Source organism: Sinomicrobium kalidii, assembly GCF_021183825.1.
Lineage (GTDB): Bacteria > Bacteroidota > Bacteroidia > Flavobacteriales > Flavobacteriaceae > Sinomicrobium > Sinomicrobium kalidii.
Genome location: NZ_CP089211.1, coordinates 3,157,340 through 3,175,444 on the forward strand (window position 1 = coordinate 3,157,340; position 18,105 = coordinate 3,175,444).

The window sequence follows — 18,105 nt, forward strand, 5'->3', positions numbered from 1 at the left end:
AGTTAATGCTGTTTATCGCCATGGAAAAGTCCCGACTGTGCCCGATCTGACAGTGCCTTGGTATACATCATTATAAGTGTAATTGACACGACAACTAGCATTTATAGACCACGGCGTTGATATTCATTCCGGCGCCTACGCTTGCAAAGATAACGACATCTCCCTTATTTACGGACTGGTTTTCTATTTCTCCTTTTTTTACCATATCCAGCAGGGTGGGGATGGTGGCCACGGAGCTGTTGCCCATCTTCTGGATGTTCATGGGCATGATGCCTTCGGGAACCTCTTTTTTGTAAAGCCTGAAAAAACGTTTTACAATGGCTTCGTCCATTTTTTCATTGGCCTGGTGCATAAATATTTTCTTGACATCGCCTATGGGGACACCGCTTTTGTCCAGGCATTTTTTCATGGCCTCCGGTACGTAGGTGCAGGCAAATTCATATATTTTTCTGCCGTTCATCTTGATGTACCTGGTGTTTTTGCAAAGGTTTTTATTGTGGGAATTGCCGTAATAAAGGTAATTTATTTCGTCCCTGGTATAGGTGGCGGATTCGCAGGCCAGGATTCCTTCGTCATTTTCGGTGGCTTCTATAACGGCGGCTCCCGCACCATCGGAAAATATCATGGAATCCCTGTCGTGTTTATCGATAACCCGTGACAAGGTTTCCGCACCGATCACCAGGCATTTTTTGGCCATTTTACACTTAATGTAGGCTTGTGCCTGAACAATTCCCTCTATCCATCCGGGGCAACCGAAAAGAAGGTCGTAGGCCACACATTTCGGATTCTGTATCCGGAGAAAGTGTTTTACCCGCGCGGCGAGGCAAGGAACAGTGTCTGCCTGAATGGTACCGTATTTTACATCCCCGAAATTGTGGGCTACAATAATGTAATCGAGTGTTTCGGGATCTGTTTTTGCATCTTGTATGGCCTTTTCTGCAGCGAAGAAAGCGAGATCGGAAGTGTTTTGATTTTCTTTGGCATACCGCCTTTCGCGAATACCGGTTATTTCCCTGAATTTGTCAATAATAACCTGGTTCGGATGATCCAGCTGGATTCCGTCGGCATCCAGGAATTCGTGTTGACCAAAATCGGCATTCAGCTCTATTTCGGGCGGAATATAGCATCCTGTACCCGCAATCTTAATATTCATCAGATTAATTGATTTTTCTGAAAGATATGGAAATACTTTTTCTTTTGTTATGCACGCATAGCAAAAGTACGATGTCCAACAACCGGTTTCATTCAGGAAAAACTGTCAAAACGGACAGAAAATAAAAATATGGGCCTTCCGAAATAGGGCCGGAAAGCCCTGTAAATGTTATGATTTTTAAATATTATTCTGCTTCTGCATATGCTTCTATCGGTGCGCATGTACACATTAAATTACGATCGCCATAGGCGTCATCTACCCGCCTTACGGAAGGCCAGAATTTGTTTTCTGCGATGTAACTCAACGGGTAAGCAGCTTCTTTTCTGGTGTATGGGAAGTGCCACTCGTCCGCGGTAACCATTTCCAGGGTGTGCGGAGCGTTTTTCAACAGATTGTCGGCATCGTCTGCCGTAACTTTATCGATCTCCTTTCGGATAGCGATCATGGCATCGCAAAAACGGTCGAGTTCTTCCATATTCTCACTCTCCGTGGGCTCTATCATCAATGTGCCTGCCACGGGGAACGATACGGTAGGGGAATGGAATCCGTAATCCATTAAACGCTTGGCAATATCGGTCACCTCTATACCGTTTTTCTTGAAAGGCCTGCAATCCACGATCATTTCGTGGGCGGCTCTTCCTCTTTCGCCTGTATAGAGCACATCAAAATGTCCGCTAAGCCTGTTTTTAATATAATTGGCATTAAGAATGGCATATTTGGTAGCGTCTGTAAGGCCGTTAACGCCCAGCATTTTAATGTATGCATAAGAAATAAGGCATACGAGGGCGCTACCCCAGGGCGCTGCGGAAATAGCGGTTATGGCGTTTTCCCCGCCGGTCTTTATTACGGGACTGGACGGTAAGAATTTTACCAGATGTTCTGCCACACAAATGGGGCCTACTCCGGGACCGCCGCCACCGTGGGGGATGGAGAAGGTTTTGTGCAGGTTCAGATGGCATACATCGGCCCCGATGGTAGCTGGATTCGTAAGTCCTACCTGGGCATTCATGTTGGCGCCGTCCATGTATACCTGTCCGCCGTTGTCATGTGCTATTTTGGTGATCTCTTTTATGGAAGATTCGAATACCCCGTGTGTAGAAGGGTAGGTAACCATAAGTGCGGCGAGATTGTCTTTGTGCTTTTCAGCCTTTTCGCGAAGGTCGTTAATATCAATATTACCTTTTTCATCGGTTTTGGTGACCACCACTTTCATTCCGGCCATCACTGCCGAAGCGGGATTGGTACCATGTGCAGAGGCGGGAATAAGACAAATGTTCCTGTTGGTGTTTCCGTTGGCTTCGTGATAGGCACGAATCACCATAAGTCCGGCAAATTCACCTTGTGCACCGGAGTTGGGTTGCAGGGATGTTCCGGCAAACCCGGTAATAACATTGAGCTGTTGCTCGAGTTCGCGAAGTACTTCCTGATAGCCTTCTACCTGCTCCACGGGAACAAAAGGATGGATGTTGGCCCATTGTGCCATACTTACGGGAAGCATTTCGGAAGCTGCGTTCAGCTTCATGGTACAGGACCCGAGGGATATCATGGAGTGGTTGAGCGAAAGGTCTTTTCGTTCGAGTTTCCTGAGATAACGCATCAATGCGGTTTCGGAATGATAGGCATTGAAGACTTCGTTTTCAAGGAAAGCCGATGTTCGCTGTAACGTTTCCGGTATAACAGTTGTTTTGTCCAGTGCGTTCAGCGTAACAGCCTCTTTGCCTGCTGCCTCCGCAAAAATTGCGATGATATCGTTCAGGTCATCTATTGAGGTGGCTTCGTTTATGGCTACAGATATGGTGTTGTTATCAATATATAAAAAGTTGATCTCGTTATTCTCTGCGACCTCACGTACCCTGGCGGCATTACCTTTAAGGACCAGTGTGTCAAAATAGGATGCGTTGGTCTGTTCGTATCCCAGTTGCTGCAATACACGGGAGAGTGTAACAGCCGAATGGTGTACTTTGCTGCCAATGTATTTGAGGCCTTCCGGTCCGTGGTATACGGAGTACATTCCGGCCATAACGGCGAGAAGTACCTGTGCAGTACAGATATTGGAAGTGGCCCTGTCTCTTTTGATGTGTTGTTCGCGGGTTTGTAAAGCCATCCGGAGGGCACGGTTGCCGTTGACATCCTTGGTGACCCCTATAATTCTTCCGGGGACGTTTCTTTTGTATTCTTCCCTGGTGGCAAAATAAGCGGCATGAGGCCCGCCGTAGCCCATCGGTATGCCGAAGCGCTGCGTGGTACCCACAACCACATCAACCCCTAATTCGCCCGGAGGGGTGAGCATCACAAGGCTGAGAATATCGGCAGCTACGGCCACCTTGATATTGTTTTCTCCGGCTTTGGAAACAAATTCCCTGTAATCGAATACCTGTCCGTATTTTCCGGGATATTGCAGCATGGTACCGAAGAAATCTTCAGTGAAATCGAACGTTTTATGATCGCCGACAACCAGTTCCACACCGAGAGGAACGGCTCTTGTTTTCAGGATGGACAAGGTTTGCGGCAGAATTTCTTCCGATACAAAAAACCTGACGACCCCTGCTTTTTTCTGCTCCCTGGAACGGAGTTCAAAGAGCATGGCCATGGCTTCGGCTGCAGCCGTACCTTCGTCGAGCAGGGAGGCATTGGCAAGCGGCATTCCGGTAAGGTCGCAGATCATGGTCTGGAAATTGAGCAATGCCTCCAGCCTTCCCTGGGAAATTTCTGCCTGGTAGGGTGTATACGCAGTATACCATCCCGGGCTCTCCAGTACGTTTCTTTTTATTACGGAAGGGGTGAAGGTTTCGTGGTATCCCAGTCCGATATATGATTTGAACATCTTGTTCCTGGCAGCGAGTTTCTGGATGTGGTAAAGAAACTCGTTTTCACTCAGGGCTCGTGGGAGATCGAGATCTTTTTTTAAACGGATATCGTCCGGAATGGTTTCGTATATTAACTGATCGAGGCTTTCCACTCCGATGACATTCAGCATTTTATCGAGGTTTCCCTCTCTCGGGCCAATGTGGCGTACTGCAAAGGAATCTGTTCTCATTCTTTAAAATTAAATGTATGCGTAAATTAGTTGTGTTTGCGGCGCAAAAATACATATTATATTTATTAAAAATAACGTTTTCGCCGTTCTTGTACACAAAGTTTTTAACGTGTTTATGCCCTGTGAATCCGGGCAATATGTTGCCGGGTGGTTGAGGTGTGCTGTCTATTCTTTATTTTTGTCTGATGAACCTGTTAACACGATTGTTTAATTTCTATATTGAAGCAAGTGTGCATGTCGCCCTGGCCGTTTATTCAATGACGGTCATTACCTTGCTGAATTTTGATATCCCGTATGATGAAAATGTTTGCTATGCCGTTTTTTACGGAACTATCGTAGGGTATAATTTTATCAAATACGGCAGTGAGGCCAGGCGGTTTTATATTGTTAAGACAAGGCATATAAAAAGTATACAATATTTTAGCTTTATCTGCTTTGCCCTGTGTGTGTATTACTTGTTTCACCTGACGGCCCCTGCACTGATGTTACTGGGAGGGCTGATTGTGCTGTCTTTTTTTTACGCAGTGCCGCTTTACACTTCCGTAAGGAATATCCGGAATTCACCGGGAATAAAGATTTTTATTGTGGCCCTGGTGTGGAGTGGAGTTACGGTACTGTTACCCCTGGTGGATAATTATGAAGTGCTCATTTCCGGGAAAGGTTTTGCCCTGGATGCTGGTATAGAGTGGTTACAGCGTTGCCTTTTTATTGTAGTGTTGACAATTCCCTTTGAGATACGGGATATGACCGTCGATGACCTTTCCCTGGGGACCATTCCCCAGAAAGTGGGTGTTAAACGTGCAAAATCGCTGGGTATTTTCCTGCTGTGCCTTGTCCTGGTGCTTGAACTGCTGAAGCGGAATAGTTTGTGGCAGGACGCGGTATCCATGTTCATAATATTGGTCCTGACAATGCTTGCGCTGGTATTTTCCAGGGAGAAACAGAACAAATATTACTGTAGTTTCCTGGTGGAAGGCATACCTGTTCTATGGGGAGTATTGTTGCTGATATTGAAAGGGTTTGAGATAAATTAGTTAATTTTAGATGCATTTAAAATCTTGAAAAATGAAATATTTGCTGCTAATCTTTTGCTGCCTGTTCGGTTTTAGTGCCCGGGGACAGGTGAGGGAAGTGGACATTACCACGATGAGTAAAAAAGACCTGCCCGGTAAATTTTTGGTGGATGTTCGAACACCTGAAGAGTTTGCCGAGGGGCATATCCAAGGGGCTTTGAACCTGGATTATTCGGCTTCCGGTTTTGTGGGGCAGTGGAAAGGTATAGACCGGGAAACGCCTGTTTACCTGTATTGCAGAACGGGTAAACGGAGTGCCAAAGCTTCTGAAATACTGGATTCACTCGGATTTGAAAAGATATACAATCTGAAAGGCGGATATCTTGCCTGGGACAAAGCACAAAAAAAGAAAGCACGAAACAAGTAAAAAACGGACACCGAAATGCAGCAATTTCAATGGTGTCCGTTTTTTAAAGGTGATTCGGTTCAGGAGACCTTTTCCAGTAAACCGGCTCTCCGGAGCAGGGCATCCGGTTTGGGTTCCTGTCCCCTGAAACGCTTATAAAGGATCATGGGGTTTTCCGTTCCGCCTTTGGAAAGGACGTTGTCTTTGAATTTGTTTGCAACTTCTTTATTAAAAATCCCCTTTTCCTTAAAAAGTTCAAAGGCGTCGGCATCGAGTACTTCTGCCCATTTGTAACTGTAATATCCGGAAGAATATCCGCCCTGGAATATGTGGGAGAAAGCGGTACTCATACAGGTTTCCGGTGTTTCCGGGTAAAGACTGGTCACGGCGAAGGTTTTCATTTCATTTTCTTTTACATCGGTGATCGATGTGGGGTCTACGCCGTGCCAGCTCATGTCCAGCAGGCCGAAACTCAGTTGTCGTAAAGTTTGTATGCCTTCCATAAAGCTGGACGAATCTTTGATTTTCTGTATGAATTCCATAGGAAGGTCTTCCCCGGTTTCGTAGTGTTTGGCAAAGAGTTGCAAAGCTTCTTTTTCATAACACCAGTTTTCGAGGACCTGGCTGGGGAGCTCTACAAAATCCCAGTATACGCTGGTACCGCTCAGGGAAGGGTAGGTGGTATTGGCCAGCATACCGTGAAGGGCGTGTCCGAATTCATGGAACAGTGTGGTCACCTCGTTAAAAGTAAGGAGTGAAGGCCTGGTTTTTGTGGGTTTCGTAAAATTACACACGATGGAGATGTGCGGGCGTTCGTTCACCCCGTTTTTAATGTATTGTGATTTGTAAGGGGTCATCCACGCCCCGTTACGTTTGCCGGGCCGGGGGAAAAAGTCGCCGTAGAAAAGGGCAACAAGCTTACCTTCGTTATCGGTCACTTTATAGGTTTTGACTTCTTCATGGTATTTGTCGATATCGTGAACTTCTTCAAAATTGAGGTCATAAAGCCTGTTGGCGACGGTAAATGCCCCGTTGATTACATTTTCCAGCTTGAAATATGGCTTTAGCTTTTCGTCGTCGAGATCAAAAAGCTTTTGTTTGAGTTTTTCAGTGTAATAGGCGCCGTCCCATTTTTGTAACTGGTCTATGCCGTCCTGTTCACGGGCAAATTCCTGTAGTTGTTCAAATTCCTTTTGAGCCGCGGGTTTTGCTTTTTCGAGGAGTTCATTGAGAAAATCGTTTACCTTTTGAGGGGTTTCGGCCATGCGTTCTTCCAGGACGAAATGCGCGTGGGTTTTATAACCGAGGAGATTAGCCCTTTCGAAACGAAGCCGGGCAATTTTCAGTACAATGTCCCGGTTGTCCAGGTCATCGCCATGAAAGGCCTTGCTTCCTGAGGCCAGTAACATTTTTTTACGAAGCTCGCGATTGTCCGCATAGGTCATGAAGGGGAGAAAACTGGGGTAATCGAGTGTGAACAGCCAGCCTTCCCTGTCTTTACTTTCCGCAAGGTTTCTGGCTGCTTCGATTGCTCCTTCCGGAAGCCCGGAAATATCTTTTTCATCGGTGAGGTGCAGTTCGAACTTGTTGGTTTCCGCAAGGACGTTTTCCCCGAATTTAAGGCTCAGAGAGGAGAGCTGCTTGTCAATGTCCCGGAGTTGTTTTTGCTTTTCTTCGGGAAGTGCGGCACCGTTTCGTGCAAAACTTTTATAGCGCTTTTCAAGCAGTGTCTGTTGTTCAGTATTGAGATCAAGATTTTCCCTTTGGTGGTAAACGGTTTCTATGCGTTTAAAGAGTTCCTTGTTGAGGCGTATGTCATTCCCGAATTCCGCCAGCAGGGGGGAAACCTCCCGGGCGAGTTTCTGGATTTCCTCGTTGGTCTCGGCACTGTTGAGGTTAAAGAACATGCTGGTAATCCTGTCGAGGAACTCACCGGCATAGTCCATGGCCGCGATGGTGTTCTCAAAAGTCGGTGCTTCAGTGTTGGAAGTGATCCGGTCGACTTCATTTTTGGCATTTTCGATTTCATTTTTAATAAGCGGTAAGTAATCTCCGGGGTTTATTTTGCTAAAGGGAGCAAAGCCGTAGGGAGTATTGAATAATTCTTTGGTGCTGTGCATAAATACTTGTTTTTGCGATCTACGAATATAGGGTATAAGGGTGAGAAGAAAAAGCGGTAAATGGGCGGGATCAGATTTTGGATGTGAGATATGAGAAGTAAGACAGCAGAACATAGGGAGTAAGACCTGCGATCTATGAAAGTTACTGGTCTTTTTATTTTTTTGTAAATAAGACAGACAGGAAACCCGAAATGATCCCGGGTTTACGATGTATCAGTCTCGCGTGCAACCTTGCAACTTTCAACCCAAAAACATTCGTGTATTGGTGGTGAAACAAAACCGGAAACTTACAACAAGCTAAAAGCTCCACATTTGATCCTGATCCGTTTAAGATTCTCCCTGTTGTCCGTGTAATAGTGAAGGAAACAAAAAGGAGCTGCCCTTAAAAGGGCAACTCCTTGGAATTACTGTGCTTATTAAATTAACATTTACATGTTAAACTACCCCAAAAATAAACAACAGTAAAAGTCTAAACCAACCATGAATCTTAAAACAACTAACTAATCTAAAACTATACAGTATCAAGTGTATTGTTTATATTTGTCATTCTTCCCTTACGGTGTCAAAGAATTACAGTTCAAATATCCAACATGTTTCCTTTTTCGGGATTTTGGAAATTATTTCATTTGAAAAAATCGATAAAGTGTGCGATTTTATCGATAAAATGCATTTTTTTTGGTGTAAAGAGTGGTAGTACTGATAGGAGATGTATCTCTGTTTAGAGGATAGTATAGAAGGATAAAGAGGGGATTTATATTGTATGCGAGATCTTTATTGGTACTGCTATAATTCTATAGCCACACCAAAGCATTAATCTGTAATATAATTGGGCAAAATTACTGAGGGGAGAAAACCCACTTCCGCGGATGGAAAATAGAATAAGGGGCTTTGTAATGAGAAAGTTTTTGGTTAAACCCTTTTTCTGATGTATGGCACGGTAGCGGGTTGTATTGTCTAAAATTTTAGGGGGCGAATACTACAAATATACAGACGGCAAATTTTTAACTTTAAGGGTGCCGTCTACCGTGTATTTACGGTTTGTAGCACATTAAGGTGTCGTAATCGCAATAAGTGCCGTTTGGACAGGAATATGAACCGTCGGATTCCAGCTTGCAGGCATAGCCCCCACGGATGAGTCCCTGTTCTTTTTTACTCAGTTTTTTTGCGCCGTCTAAGTTTAGAATGCTTTTTAACATGATTAAGAATTTGGATTAATATTTATCCCTGAACATTTAGAGACACTCAGGGGTTTGTGTCTGTTTTGTATAGCTACACCCTTTGTAGTTTAAATTGAAGATATTGCAATTCCTGTGTTTTTATGTACAGGAAATGAAATATATTAGAAAAGTAGTGTTCTTGTAAGAATAAAAAGTAAAGTTTTTATACTAAATGATATTAGAATAAGAAGATTAAAGCAGAGAAGTTATAGGGGGATGTGAAAAAACTTCTCTGTCTTACCCGGAACTATTTGCCAAATACATTGCAATCGGGTTCGCAAGACCATTGACCGGTTTCCGGATGACGGCATGGCACGTAGCCATCATATTCATCACACTTTGGGGCATTTCCGCCCTTAATGGTTATTTGTTGTTGTTTGGGGAGTTTTGTTACACCGTTTAAATTTAGAATTGACTTTAACATTAGTAACGTTTTAAAATTAATACTTATCTGAACATTTAGAGACACTCAGGACATGTGTCTATATTGTAGTTTGAGATGAAAAATCTGATCATAAGCAAATTAGTGAAAAAAAATGAGGTGATTGATGTTTTTGGTATGGTTTAACATTTAAAATCTATAAACATGAAAATAAGAAGTCTAAGTGGCTTATAAAAAAATCGCCCAGGAACTCGAGTCCCTGGGCGATTTAGTTTTTTGATTTGAGAAAAGACTTATTCTACGTCCCAAAAGATTCTTGTGGATAGCTCATCACCTCCCATTGCGGAAGCTGCAGCTGAATAATTGTCCGAATTACGACTGGTTTCGGCAGTAGGATAAGTATAACGACGCGGTGTTGGTAGTTTAGATTGGGCTGTGATTCCCAACTCTGGAAAGCCTAACCTTCTATATGTAGTCCAGCCTTCAAACGGTCTGTTAAAAAGTGCTATCCATTTTTGGGTAGCTATCTTTTCTTTCCAATCACCTTGTGCTGTAGAATAAGCTACATCAGGATTAGAAAGATAATCGGATGCTTCATCAGATGAACCCGTCCAGTATTCTACAGATGCAGCAACCGCATTATCGTAGTGCTCTTCGGCATTTCCTCCTACTGCATAACCTCTTTCTACGGCTTCCGCGAGCAAGAATTCTACCTCGCTGTATTCGAAAAGGATTCCTTCAAGTGTGGGATCATCAAATATAGCCCCGATTTGTGTGCTGTTACCCCAGGTATTTCCGCCGGCGGAAAATTCTCCTCCTTCATATACACCCTCACCTAAATTCTGTTTAAAATAAATGGGACGCCTAGGGTCTTCAAGATCATTCATAATATCAACAATGGTGTTGGCAGATACGAAATCTGTTCTCCCACTCTGTACGAGATCTTCCCATAATGGGTTTGTATTAGGAGCGCCAGCTTCATATTGAATTGTTGCATTGTCGCTATTCGAGGTGAAAACTCCAGCAGCAACTGCTTCCTCTGCCATTGTTTTTGCTTTGGCATTGTCCAGATCGGCATAACGGAGGGCAATACGTAATTTTAAAGAATTACCAAACTTTTTCCACAGTTCAATATTTCCGCCATATATAAGATCTTCATCTGAAAATCCGGTATATTCTGAATTTAAAGAAGCTATTGCATTATCCAGACGGACAATCAAATCTTCATAAATCTCGGCATCATCATCATAAACAGGAGTTAAATTATTCTCAAGATCTAAGGCTTCTGTGTAAGGAACATCTCCAAAGGAATCAACAAGTACATGGTATGCATAGATTGTGAGAATTTCAATCATGGCAGATTCGTTTGCTAATTCTTCAGGAGCTATTTTGGGGTCATTGGTATTCGCAACTATTGTAGCCGCCTCATCCAGGTCTTTTAAAACATCGCGATAAAGTTCTCGCCAATGACTTTCCGGAACTGCCCGTGTTCTTAGGTTGTAGTTCGCTTCGTCCGTATATGTGGTTGTAGTCCAGTACTGTGCGAAAAATCTAAAAGCACTTCTGTTAACACTGGTATGTACCATTTCATCAAACAGGGCTTTAGTTGCTGTGGGGAATAAGGTCTCCGCAGTAACTTCCTGTGGTTTTTTCGAATCTGTATTTAGCCCATCATCCATATTTGAGCATGATATGCTAAATACAATTATGAATATATATAAGAGTTTTTTCATTACTTATTTGTTTAGAATTGAAGTCTGACATTAAATCCATACTCTTTAGTTGTAGGCATTGGAGCTGACTGAATTCCTTGCCAGTTCCCTGAACTTAAACCTGCTTCAGGGTCGGAGTAGGGAATGTTCTTGTCAATTATCCATAAGTTTCTTCCTATAGCTGAAAGTGTAACATTTTGGAAAGGTAACTTTTCCAGCATTTTAGATGGAAGAGAATAAGAAAGCGTAACCTCTCTTAACTTTATGTAACTGGCATCATAAATGTGGGCCGCATTTGGTCCTCCTGTACCATTGGCATAATATCCCAAGACATTTCTGTAATCTTCCATGCTACCTCTTGTAGTATTGGGGGACCCGTCGGGGTTTACACCTGGTAAAATAATACCACCGCTATTAGCAGCGTAAGTGCCGTCAGCATTTTGAACTATAGGGTCTCTTTTTGGATTTCCAAGGTCATTAAGCCCTGCTGTTTCTGGGGTTATACCGGTGGCATGACCATACCACGAATCCAAAGAGAATATGTCTCCACCTCTTTGAACATCAATGAGGAAGCTGAATGAAAGGTTTTTATAGCTTAGGGTGTTTTGGACCCCTCCTTTCCAGTCTGGGTTTATGTTTCCGATAGGTTGCGGAGTGCTGTCTACCAAATATGCTCCGGATTCAGGATCAACTACACGCTCTCCATTGAGGTACACAAAGTTTGATCCCCAGATTGAGCCGTATTGCTTTCCTACAGTTGCGTTGATAGAAACTCCTCCCTGGAAACTTGCCATTTCATAATTGTTAACTCCTTCATACAGAGATACTACTTCACTCTGGTTTTTATACCAGTTAACGTTAATCTTCCATTCAAAGTCTTCTGTTCTTATAGGAGAACCGTATAAATTTAATTCCAGTCCTTTGTTTTCAATTTCTCCTGAATTGACCCATTTGAAAGAAGCTCCTGTAGCATCTGAAACCCTAACAGGTTGGATCTGATCTTTGGAGTTATTTTTATATGCTGCAAAATCAAATCCTAAACGTCTGTTAAAGAATGCCATTTCCAGACCTGCCTCTAAACTTTGGGTGGTTTCATTTTTCAACTGTCTATTGTTTACATAGGTAGCTGAAGAGAACATGGGTACTCTGAAGTTAGTAGGAGCGTCAAATACCGTATAAACAGATAAAGGAGGAGCATAGTTTCCAACTTCAGCATAATTCATCCTTAGTTTACCAAAAGTAAGCCAGTTACTATCTATCAGATTAGAGAATAAAAATGCTGTAGAAGCAGAAGGATAGAAGTAAGTATTATCATCAGTTGGCAGCGTAGAGGATTTATCTATACGCCCAGTTAAATCTAAAAACAGAAGATCGTTATAACCAAAAGAGAGGCTGGTGAAGTAGCCATCAGCTACCAATTCCGAATGTTCCTCTAGTGGTGGCTCTAACAAGTTTACCGAATTGGATAAAGAATATAACCCTGGTATTATTAGGCCGCCGTTTGTCTCTGCTGTAATATAATCTTGTTTGAGAGTCCTTTTGGTGGCGCCTATAGTCCCGTTAAAGTTAAATTTCTCACTAAAATCCTTTTTGAAATTAACTAAAAGATCATAGTTTAATTCAGTATAATTTCCATTGTACCTGCTATATTCTGAGACATCTTTACTTCCTACAGCTATTCTTTCCTCTCTTAAGTCGCTGTATGTGTCTAAGGAAACACGGGCAGTGGCAGAAATCCAGTCATTTACCTGATAATCCAAACTAATATTACCAAACAATCTATTCCTGGTGTCCGTTTGATAATTTTCGTAACGTTCCCAATAAGGGTTGTCCGTATAAAGAGGGAAAAGGTATTTGTCACTTTGAGGGTTAATAGAAGCATAGTTCCATGTGACATTTCTACCAGTTGCAAAATATGCTTCTCTTTGGTCTTTGAAGTCTACATTGGCCTGATTCCACTGACGCATGCTTTGTAAAATGTTTCGGCCGTTATACCCGGTACCTTCGCGCCCTTTACCATCGGTTTTAGTAAACGTTGCCTTTACAGAAGCTGTGAGCTTGTCTGTAAAAGAATGAGAACCATTGAAATCAATAGTATTTCTTTTTAGTTTACTGTTTGGTAATAAACCTTCTTGATTCAGGTTGGTGTATCCCAGACGAAATGATCCCTTTTCATCACCTCCTGCCAATGACACGCTGTTGGTAAGTGTCGTTGCAGTTTGAAATAAAAATTCTGGGCCGTTTTCTGCAGCAACCCATGGAGTGGCTGTCATATAATTTGGAGATTCCGGATAAAAAGCATCCCATTGGTAGACCATTAAGTTTGGATCGAAAGGACCTCCGTAAGATGCGTCTTCACTAAAAGGGACCACCTGTTCTTTAACTCCGTCACCATCAATATCAAAATCATTAAAATATGATTCTCCGTCATCTCCATAGAATTTGGAATATCCCGCTCCGTATTCTTTTTGATATTTGGTAAAAGTATCTTTGTCATAAGTGCCAAAAGTGATTCCGGAATTAATAGTCACTCCTATGCCTTTACGATTTTTACCTTTTTTTGTTGTAATAATGATGGCACCGTTAGCAGCCCTTGAACCATATAGGGCGGTGGCGGCAGCACCTTTAAGTACGTTTATGCTTTCGATGTCTTCGGGATTGACATCCATTGCGGCATTACCATAGTCATACCCTCCATTACCGGCTCTTTGATTGTCAGTATTGGTGTTGGAGTTACTAATAGGAGTACCGTCAATAACAAAAAGTGCCTGGTTATTACCGGTAATTGAGGAATATCCGCGTAATACTACGTTTGAAGATCCTCCTAATGTACTACTTCTTTTAACACTCAATCCGGCAACTTTACCTGAAAGAGAGTTGACAAAGTTGGTTTCTTTGGCTGTATTTACTTGATCTCCTCCTACTTCCTGAGTTGCGTATCCAAGAGATTTTTTCTCTCTTGAAATCCCCAGAGCCGTAACCACAACTTCATCTAACGCCTGGGCATCTTCTTCTAATTCTATATTTATGGTAGAAGAAGCACCAACCACCACCTCGGCAGTTTTCATACCGATATAAGAGACTGCAAGGGTTTCTCCTTCGCCGACGTTGATGGTAAAGTTACCGTCAAAGTCGGTTTGGGTCCCTGTATTGGTCCCTTTTATCAGAACATTTGCTCCGGGCAACGGCATACCGCGCACGTCAGTCACCGTTCCGGAAACCGCTTTTTCCTGTGCAAGACCTATCTGCACCATTAACGCCAAAAAAAGCGTCAAAATTCCGCTAAGTTTTGTTCTCATGTTTTGAAAATTATTTTGAATTAGTGCCCCAAATATGTGGAAAAAACCTAACGGTAACAATTTATTAACAACACCTATGAATAAAACGCAAAATCGATATATCTAAATATTAACTTAAATTTTAGTATTCTTATGTTAAAATATGATAAAATATGCTTTTTATTTCTTTTTTTGTTTTAAAATATAGGCTTATTTGTAAAAATTAACCATTATGATTTAGATGTTAATTTTTTTCTTTTTAGTAAGAAAAGTTGTCGTTTGATGTGAATTTATTGTAAAATAGCCGACTCTTGTGAAAGTTTCAGGAAATAAAGGTTTTAAAGGTGATTTTTATAACGCTTGAAGATGTTGTTATAGTGTGTTGTTGTATGTTTGTTGTTTGGAGGGTTGGGCGAAGAAGTTTTTCAGATAGGTGTGCCGTTGTAATTTGTTTCGAAGAAGGTGTTTTCTTAACCAGGGAAAAGTGTTGTTTTTTGTGTCGGGGTGTTGAGGGAAAAGCTTGTCCGGGTATTGAGAAAAAGAAAAAGAGGTGTATCTGGAAGAAAATTAATTGTTTATGATTTGAATTATTGGAAAATATTTCTACCTTTGCCACCCTCTAAAAAGAGGGTTAATATAATTTAAACTATTATCGTAAAGTAAATTATGCCAACAATTTCACAATTAGTACGAAAAGGAAGAGCCAGGATTACCAAGAAGAGTAAATCGGTTGCTTTGGATTCGTGCCCTCAGCGAAGAGGGGTTTGTACGCGTGTTTACACTACTACACCTAAAAAGCCGAACTCCGCGATGCGTAAGGTTGCTCGTGTGCGTTTGACGAATGGTAATGAAGTGAACGCGTATATCCCGGGTGAGGGTCACAATCTCCAGGAGCACTCGATAGTATTGGTAAGAGGCGGAAGGGTTAAAGACCTGCCGGGTGTAAGGTATCATATTGTGCGTGGTGCACTCGATACTGCCGGTGTGCAAGGAAGGACGCAACGAAGGTCTAAATACGGAGCTAAACGTCCGAAAGATAAGAAGTAGTCGTTTTGGTTTCCGTGGAGATGTATTATATATGGTGTCTCCTTTGTGAAAAGACGCGTTTCGTCTTTGTTTGAAAAAAAAGGTCAAAAAACAATTAAAGAAAAGACATGAGAAAAAGAAAGGCAAAAAAGAGACCTCTTCTGCCGGACCCCAGGTTTAACGATCAGCTGGTGACTCGTTTTGTTAATAATCTGATGTGGGACGGGAAGAAGTCTGTAGCATTCAAGGTATTCTATGATGCCATAGATATCGTGGAAGAGAAAAAACAGAATGAAGATAAAACTGCCCTGGAACTCTGGAAAGATGCGTTGTCTAACGTGATGCCGCACGTAGAGGTGAGAAGCCGTCGTGTGGGTGGGGCTACGTTTCAGATCCCTATGCAGATCAGGCCGGACAGGAAAGTGTCGATGGCTATGAAATGGCTTATCGGGTTCGCCCGGAAAAGGAATGAAAAATCCATGGCGCAGAAACTTGCGGCAGAAGTCCTGGCAGCAGCTAAGGAAGAAGGTGCCGCAGTGAAGAAAAGAGTAGATACACACAGAATGGCTGAGGCTAATAAAGCATTCTCTCACTTTAGATTTTAATTGCTAAGAACATAATTATAAAATGGGAAGAGATTTAAAATATACGAGAAATATCGGTATTGCCGCGCACATTGATGCCGGGAAAACTACAACTACAGAACGGATATTGTTCTATACCGGTGTTAGTCATAAAGTAGGTGAGGTGCACGACGGGGCTGCGACAATGGACTGGATGGAGCAGGAGCAGGAGCGTGGTATTACCATTACTTCGGCTGCTACTACCTGTAGCTGGAATTTCCCCATGGAAAATGCTCAGCCTACTCCGGAAACAAAACCGTATCACTTTAATATAATAGATACTCCCGGCCACGTGGATTTTACGGTGGAAGTGAACCGATCCCTGAGAGTGCTCGACGGATTGGTTTTTTTGTTTAGCGCCGTTGACGGTGTGGAGCCGCAATCTGAAACCAACTGGAGGCTTGCTGATAATTATAAGGTGCCCAGGATGGGCTTTGTGAATAAAATGGACCGCCAGGGATCTAACTTCCTTAATGTGTGTAAGCAGGTTAAGGATATGTTGGGGTCTAATGCGGTGCCGATTGTGCTCCCTATCGGGGAAGAGGCCGATTTCAGGGGTATTGTTGACCTTATTAAGAACAGGGCGGTAGTATGGCATGATGAAAATTTCGGTTCTACATTCGATGTAGTGGATATACCGGAAGATATGAAAGAAGAAGTAGGGGAATACAGGGCACATCTTATAGAAGCTGTTGCGGAATATGATGAGAACCTGATGGAGAAATTCTTTGAGGATGAGAATTCCATCACCGAAGATGAAATTCATGCTGCCCTGCGTGCTGCGGTTATGGATATGAGCATCATACCCATGATCTGCGGTTCTGCATTTAAGAATAAAGGTGTGCAGTTCCTTCTGGATGCTGTGTGCAGGTACCTGCCTTCTCCTTTGGATAAGGATGCGATTGTAGGTGTTAATCCGGGTACGGAAGAAGAAGCTTCCCGGAAACCGGATGTTAATGCACCTTTTGCAGCGCTTGCATTTAAAATTGCTACCGATCCTTTTGTTGGACGATTGGCATTCTTCAGGGCTTATTCAGGGAAACTGGATGCCGGTTCCTATGTGTTGAATACGCGTTCCGGTAAAAAGGAAAGGATTTCCCGTATCTATCAGATGCATTCCAATAAACAAAATGCTATTGATTCCATTGCTGCCGGAGATATCGGTGCAGCCGTAGGGTTTAAGGATATTAAAACCGGAGATACGCTTTGTGATGAAAAGAACCCTATTGTTCTGGAGAGCATGGAGTTCCCGGAACCGGTGATCGGTATTGCCGTAGAGCCTAAAACCAAGGCAGATGTGGATAAGCTGGGGATGGCGCTTGCCAAACTGGCTGAAGAAGACCCTACTTTCCAGGCTAAAACAGATGAAGTTTCCGGACAAACCATTATATCGGGAATGGGAGAGTTGCACCTGGATATAATCGTAGATAGGCTGAAACGTGAATTTAAGGTTGAGGTGAATCAGGGGCTGCCGCAGGTAGAGTACAAGGAAGCTATCACTGCTACTGCAAACCACAGGGAGGTTTATAAGAAACAAACCGGTGGACGCGGTAAGTTTGCGGATATTGTCTTTACCATGGAGCCTGCCGAAGAAGGTAAGACCGGCCTCGAATTTGTCAATGTGATCAAGGGTGGTAACATCCCGAAAGAATATATCCCCTCCGTTGAGAAAGGGTTTAAAGAGGCTATGAAAAATGGTCCTTTGGCCGGATTTGAAATGGATGCCATGAAGGTAACGCTCAAGGATGGGTCTTTCCACCCGGTGGATTCCGATTCCCTTTCTTTTGAGTTGGCTGCAAAACTGGGATATAAAGTGGCTGCGAAGGCTGCGCGTGCCGTGTTGATGGAGCCTATAATGAAGCTGGAAGTACTCACTCCCGAAGAAAACATGGGAGATGTTGTGGGAGACCTTAACCGTCGTCGCGGACAAGTGAACAACATGGACGACAGGGCGGGTTCAAAAGTGATAAAAGCACTGGTGCCGATGTCTGAAATGTTTGGTTATGTAACTGCATTGAGGACCTTGTCTTCAGGTAGGGCAACTTCGACTATGGAATTTTCTCACTATGCAGAAACTCCGCCGAATATAGCAGAAGAAGTGGTTAAGAAAGCAAAAGGGGTTGAAGCTTAAATTTTAC

The 18,105-nt window shown here is 42.9% G+C and carries 11 protein-coding genes; 5 read left to right on the forward strand and 6 right to left on the reverse strand.

Annotated features, from left to right (window positions below; genetic code table 11):
- Positions 1-94: 94 nt before the first annotated feature.
- Both LS482_RS12630 and gcvP read right to left on the reverse strand, forming a co-directional pair.
- On the reverse strand, positions 95-1,153 hold the full coding sequence (locus LS482_RS12630) for a 3-oxoacyl-ACP synthase III family protein (protein ID WP_233027882.1): 1,059 nt from the start codon (positions 1,151-1,153) through the stop codon (positions 95-97).
- Positions 1,154-1,337: 184 nt separating this feature from the next.
- Positions 1,338-4,190, reverse strand: coding sequence for an aminomethyl-transferring glycine dehydrogenase (gene gcvP, locus LS482_RS12635; RefSeq protein ID WP_233027883.1), 2,853 nt, complete (start codon positions 4,188-4,190; stop codon positions 1,338-1,340).
- Positions 4,191-4,375: 185 nt separating this feature from the next.
- Between gcvP and LS482_RS12640 the strand changes: the two genes are divergently transcribed.
- Positions 4,376-5,224 carry a UbiA prenyltransferase family protein gene (locus LS482_RS12640; RefSeq protein WP_233027884.1) on the forward strand — a complete coding sequence of 283 codons (849 nt, stop codon included), beginning with the start codon at positions 4,376-4,378 and terminating at the stop codon, positions 5,222-5,224.
- A gap of 31 nt (positions 5,225-5,255) precedes the next feature.
- Positions 5,256-5,630 (forward strand): rhodanese-like domain-containing protein, encoded by a 375-nt coding sequence (locus LS482_RS12645; RefSeq protein WP_233027885.1) that lies wholly within the window; start codon positions 5,256-5,258, stop codon positions 5,628-5,630.
- A 59-nt stretch (positions 5,631-5,689) separates the two neighbouring features.
- Here the strand turns inward: LS482_RS12645 and LS482_RS12650 are convergent, their stop codons facing one another.
- The 4 genes from LS482_RS12650 to LS482_RS12665 form a co-directional block, all read right to left on the reverse strand.
- Positions 5,690-7,729 (reverse strand): M3 family metallopeptidase, encoded by a 2,040-nt coding sequence (locus LS482_RS12650; RefSeq protein WP_233027886.1) that lies wholly within the window; start codon positions 7,727-7,729, stop codon positions 5,690-5,692.
- Between the two features lie 1,031 nt (positions 7,730-8,760).
- Positions 8,761-8,925 carry a hypothetical protein gene (locus tag LS482_RS12655; protein ID WP_233027887.1) on the reverse strand — a complete coding sequence of 55 codons (165 nt, stop codon included), beginning with the start codon at positions 8,923-8,925 and terminating at the stop codon, positions 8,761-8,763.
- Between the two features lie 696 nt (positions 8,926-9,621).
- The gene (locus LS482_RS12660) at positions 9,622-11,061 is read right to left on the reverse strand and encodes a SusD/RagB family nutrient-binding outer membrane lipoprotein (RefSeq protein ID WP_233027888.1); all 1,440 of its coding nucleotides are present in this window, start codon (positions 11,059-11,061) and stop codon (positions 9,622-9,624) included.
- 11 nt (positions 11,062-11,072) lie between these two features.
- Complete coding sequence (locus LS482_RS12665) at positions 11,073-14,339, reverse strand: SusC/RagA family TonB-linked outer membrane protein (RefSeq protein ID WP_233027889.1); 3,267 nt, start codon at positions 14,337-14,339, stop codon at positions 11,073-11,075.
- 645 nt (positions 14,340-14,984) lie between these two features.
- On the opposite strand from LS482_RS12665, the gene rpsL reads away from it, so the two are divergent.
- The 3 genes from rpsL to fusA all read left to right on the forward strand — a co-directional run bounded on the left by rpsL (position 14,985) and on the right by fusA (position 18,098).
- Positions 14,985-15,365 carry a 30S ribosomal protein S12 gene (gene rpsL / locus LS482_RS12670; RefSeq protein ID WP_072318088.1) on the forward strand — a complete coding sequence of 127 codons (381 nt, stop codon included), beginning with the start codon at positions 14,985-14,987 and terminating at the stop codon, positions 15,363-15,365.
- A gap of 107 nt (positions 15,366-15,472) precedes the next feature.
- Positions 15,473-15,949: a 30S ribosomal protein S7 gene (gene rpsG, locus LS482_RS12675; RefSeq protein ID WP_233027890.1), complete on the forward strand. Its 477-nt coding sequence runs from the start codon at positions 15,473-15,475 to the stop codon at positions 15,947-15,949.
- A 22-nt stretch (positions 15,950-15,971) separates the two neighbouring features.
- Positions 15,972-18,098, forward strand: a complete 2,127-nt coding sequence (gene fusA / locus LS482_RS12680) for an elongation factor G (protein WP_233027891.1) — start codon at positions 15,972-15,974, stop codon at positions 18,096-18,098.
- Positions 18,099-18,105: the final 7 nt, after the last annotated feature.

Coding starts and splice junctions, on each gene's coding strand:
- LS482_RS12630 (WP_233027882.1), bottom strand. CDS start 1,153: ATGAATATTAAGATTGCGGGTACAGGATGCTATATTCCGCCCGAAATA.
- gcvP (WP_233027883.1), bottom strand. CDS start 4,190: ATGAGAACAGATTCCTTTGCAGTACGCCACATTGGCCCGAGAGAGGGA.
- LS482_RS12640 (WP_233027884.1), top strand. CDS start 4,376: ATGAACCTGTTAACACGATTGTTTAATTTCTATATTGAAGCAAGTGTG.
- LS482_RS12645 (WP_233027885.1), top strand. CDS start 5,256: ATGAAATATTTGCTGCTAATCTTTTGCTGCCTGTTCGGTTTTAGTGCC.
- LS482_RS12650 (WP_233027886.1), bottom strand. CDS start 7,729: ATGCACAGCACCAAAGAATTATTCAATACTCCCTACGGCTTTGCTCCC.
- LS482_RS12655 (WP_233027887.1), bottom strand. CDS start 8,925: ATGTTAAAAAGCATTCTAAACTTAGACGGCGCAAAAAAACTGAGTAAA.
- LS482_RS12660 (WP_233027888.1), bottom strand. CDS start 11,061: ATGAAAAAACTCTTATATATATTCATAATTGTATTTAGCATATCATGC.
- LS482_RS12665 (WP_233027889.1), bottom strand. CDS start 14,339: ATGAGAACAAAACTTAGCGGAATTTTGACGCTTTTTTTGGCGTTAATG.
- rpsL (WP_072318088.1), top strand. CDS start 14,985: ATGCCAACAATTTCACAATTAGTACGAAAAGGAAGAGCCAGGATTACC.
- rpsG (WP_233027890.1), top strand. CDS start 15,473: ATGAGAAAAAGAAAGGCAAAAAAGAGACCTCTTCTGCCGGACCCCAGG.
- fusA (WP_233027891.1), top strand. CDS start 15,972: ATGGGAAGAGATTTAAAATATACGAGAAATATCGGTATTGCCGCGCAC.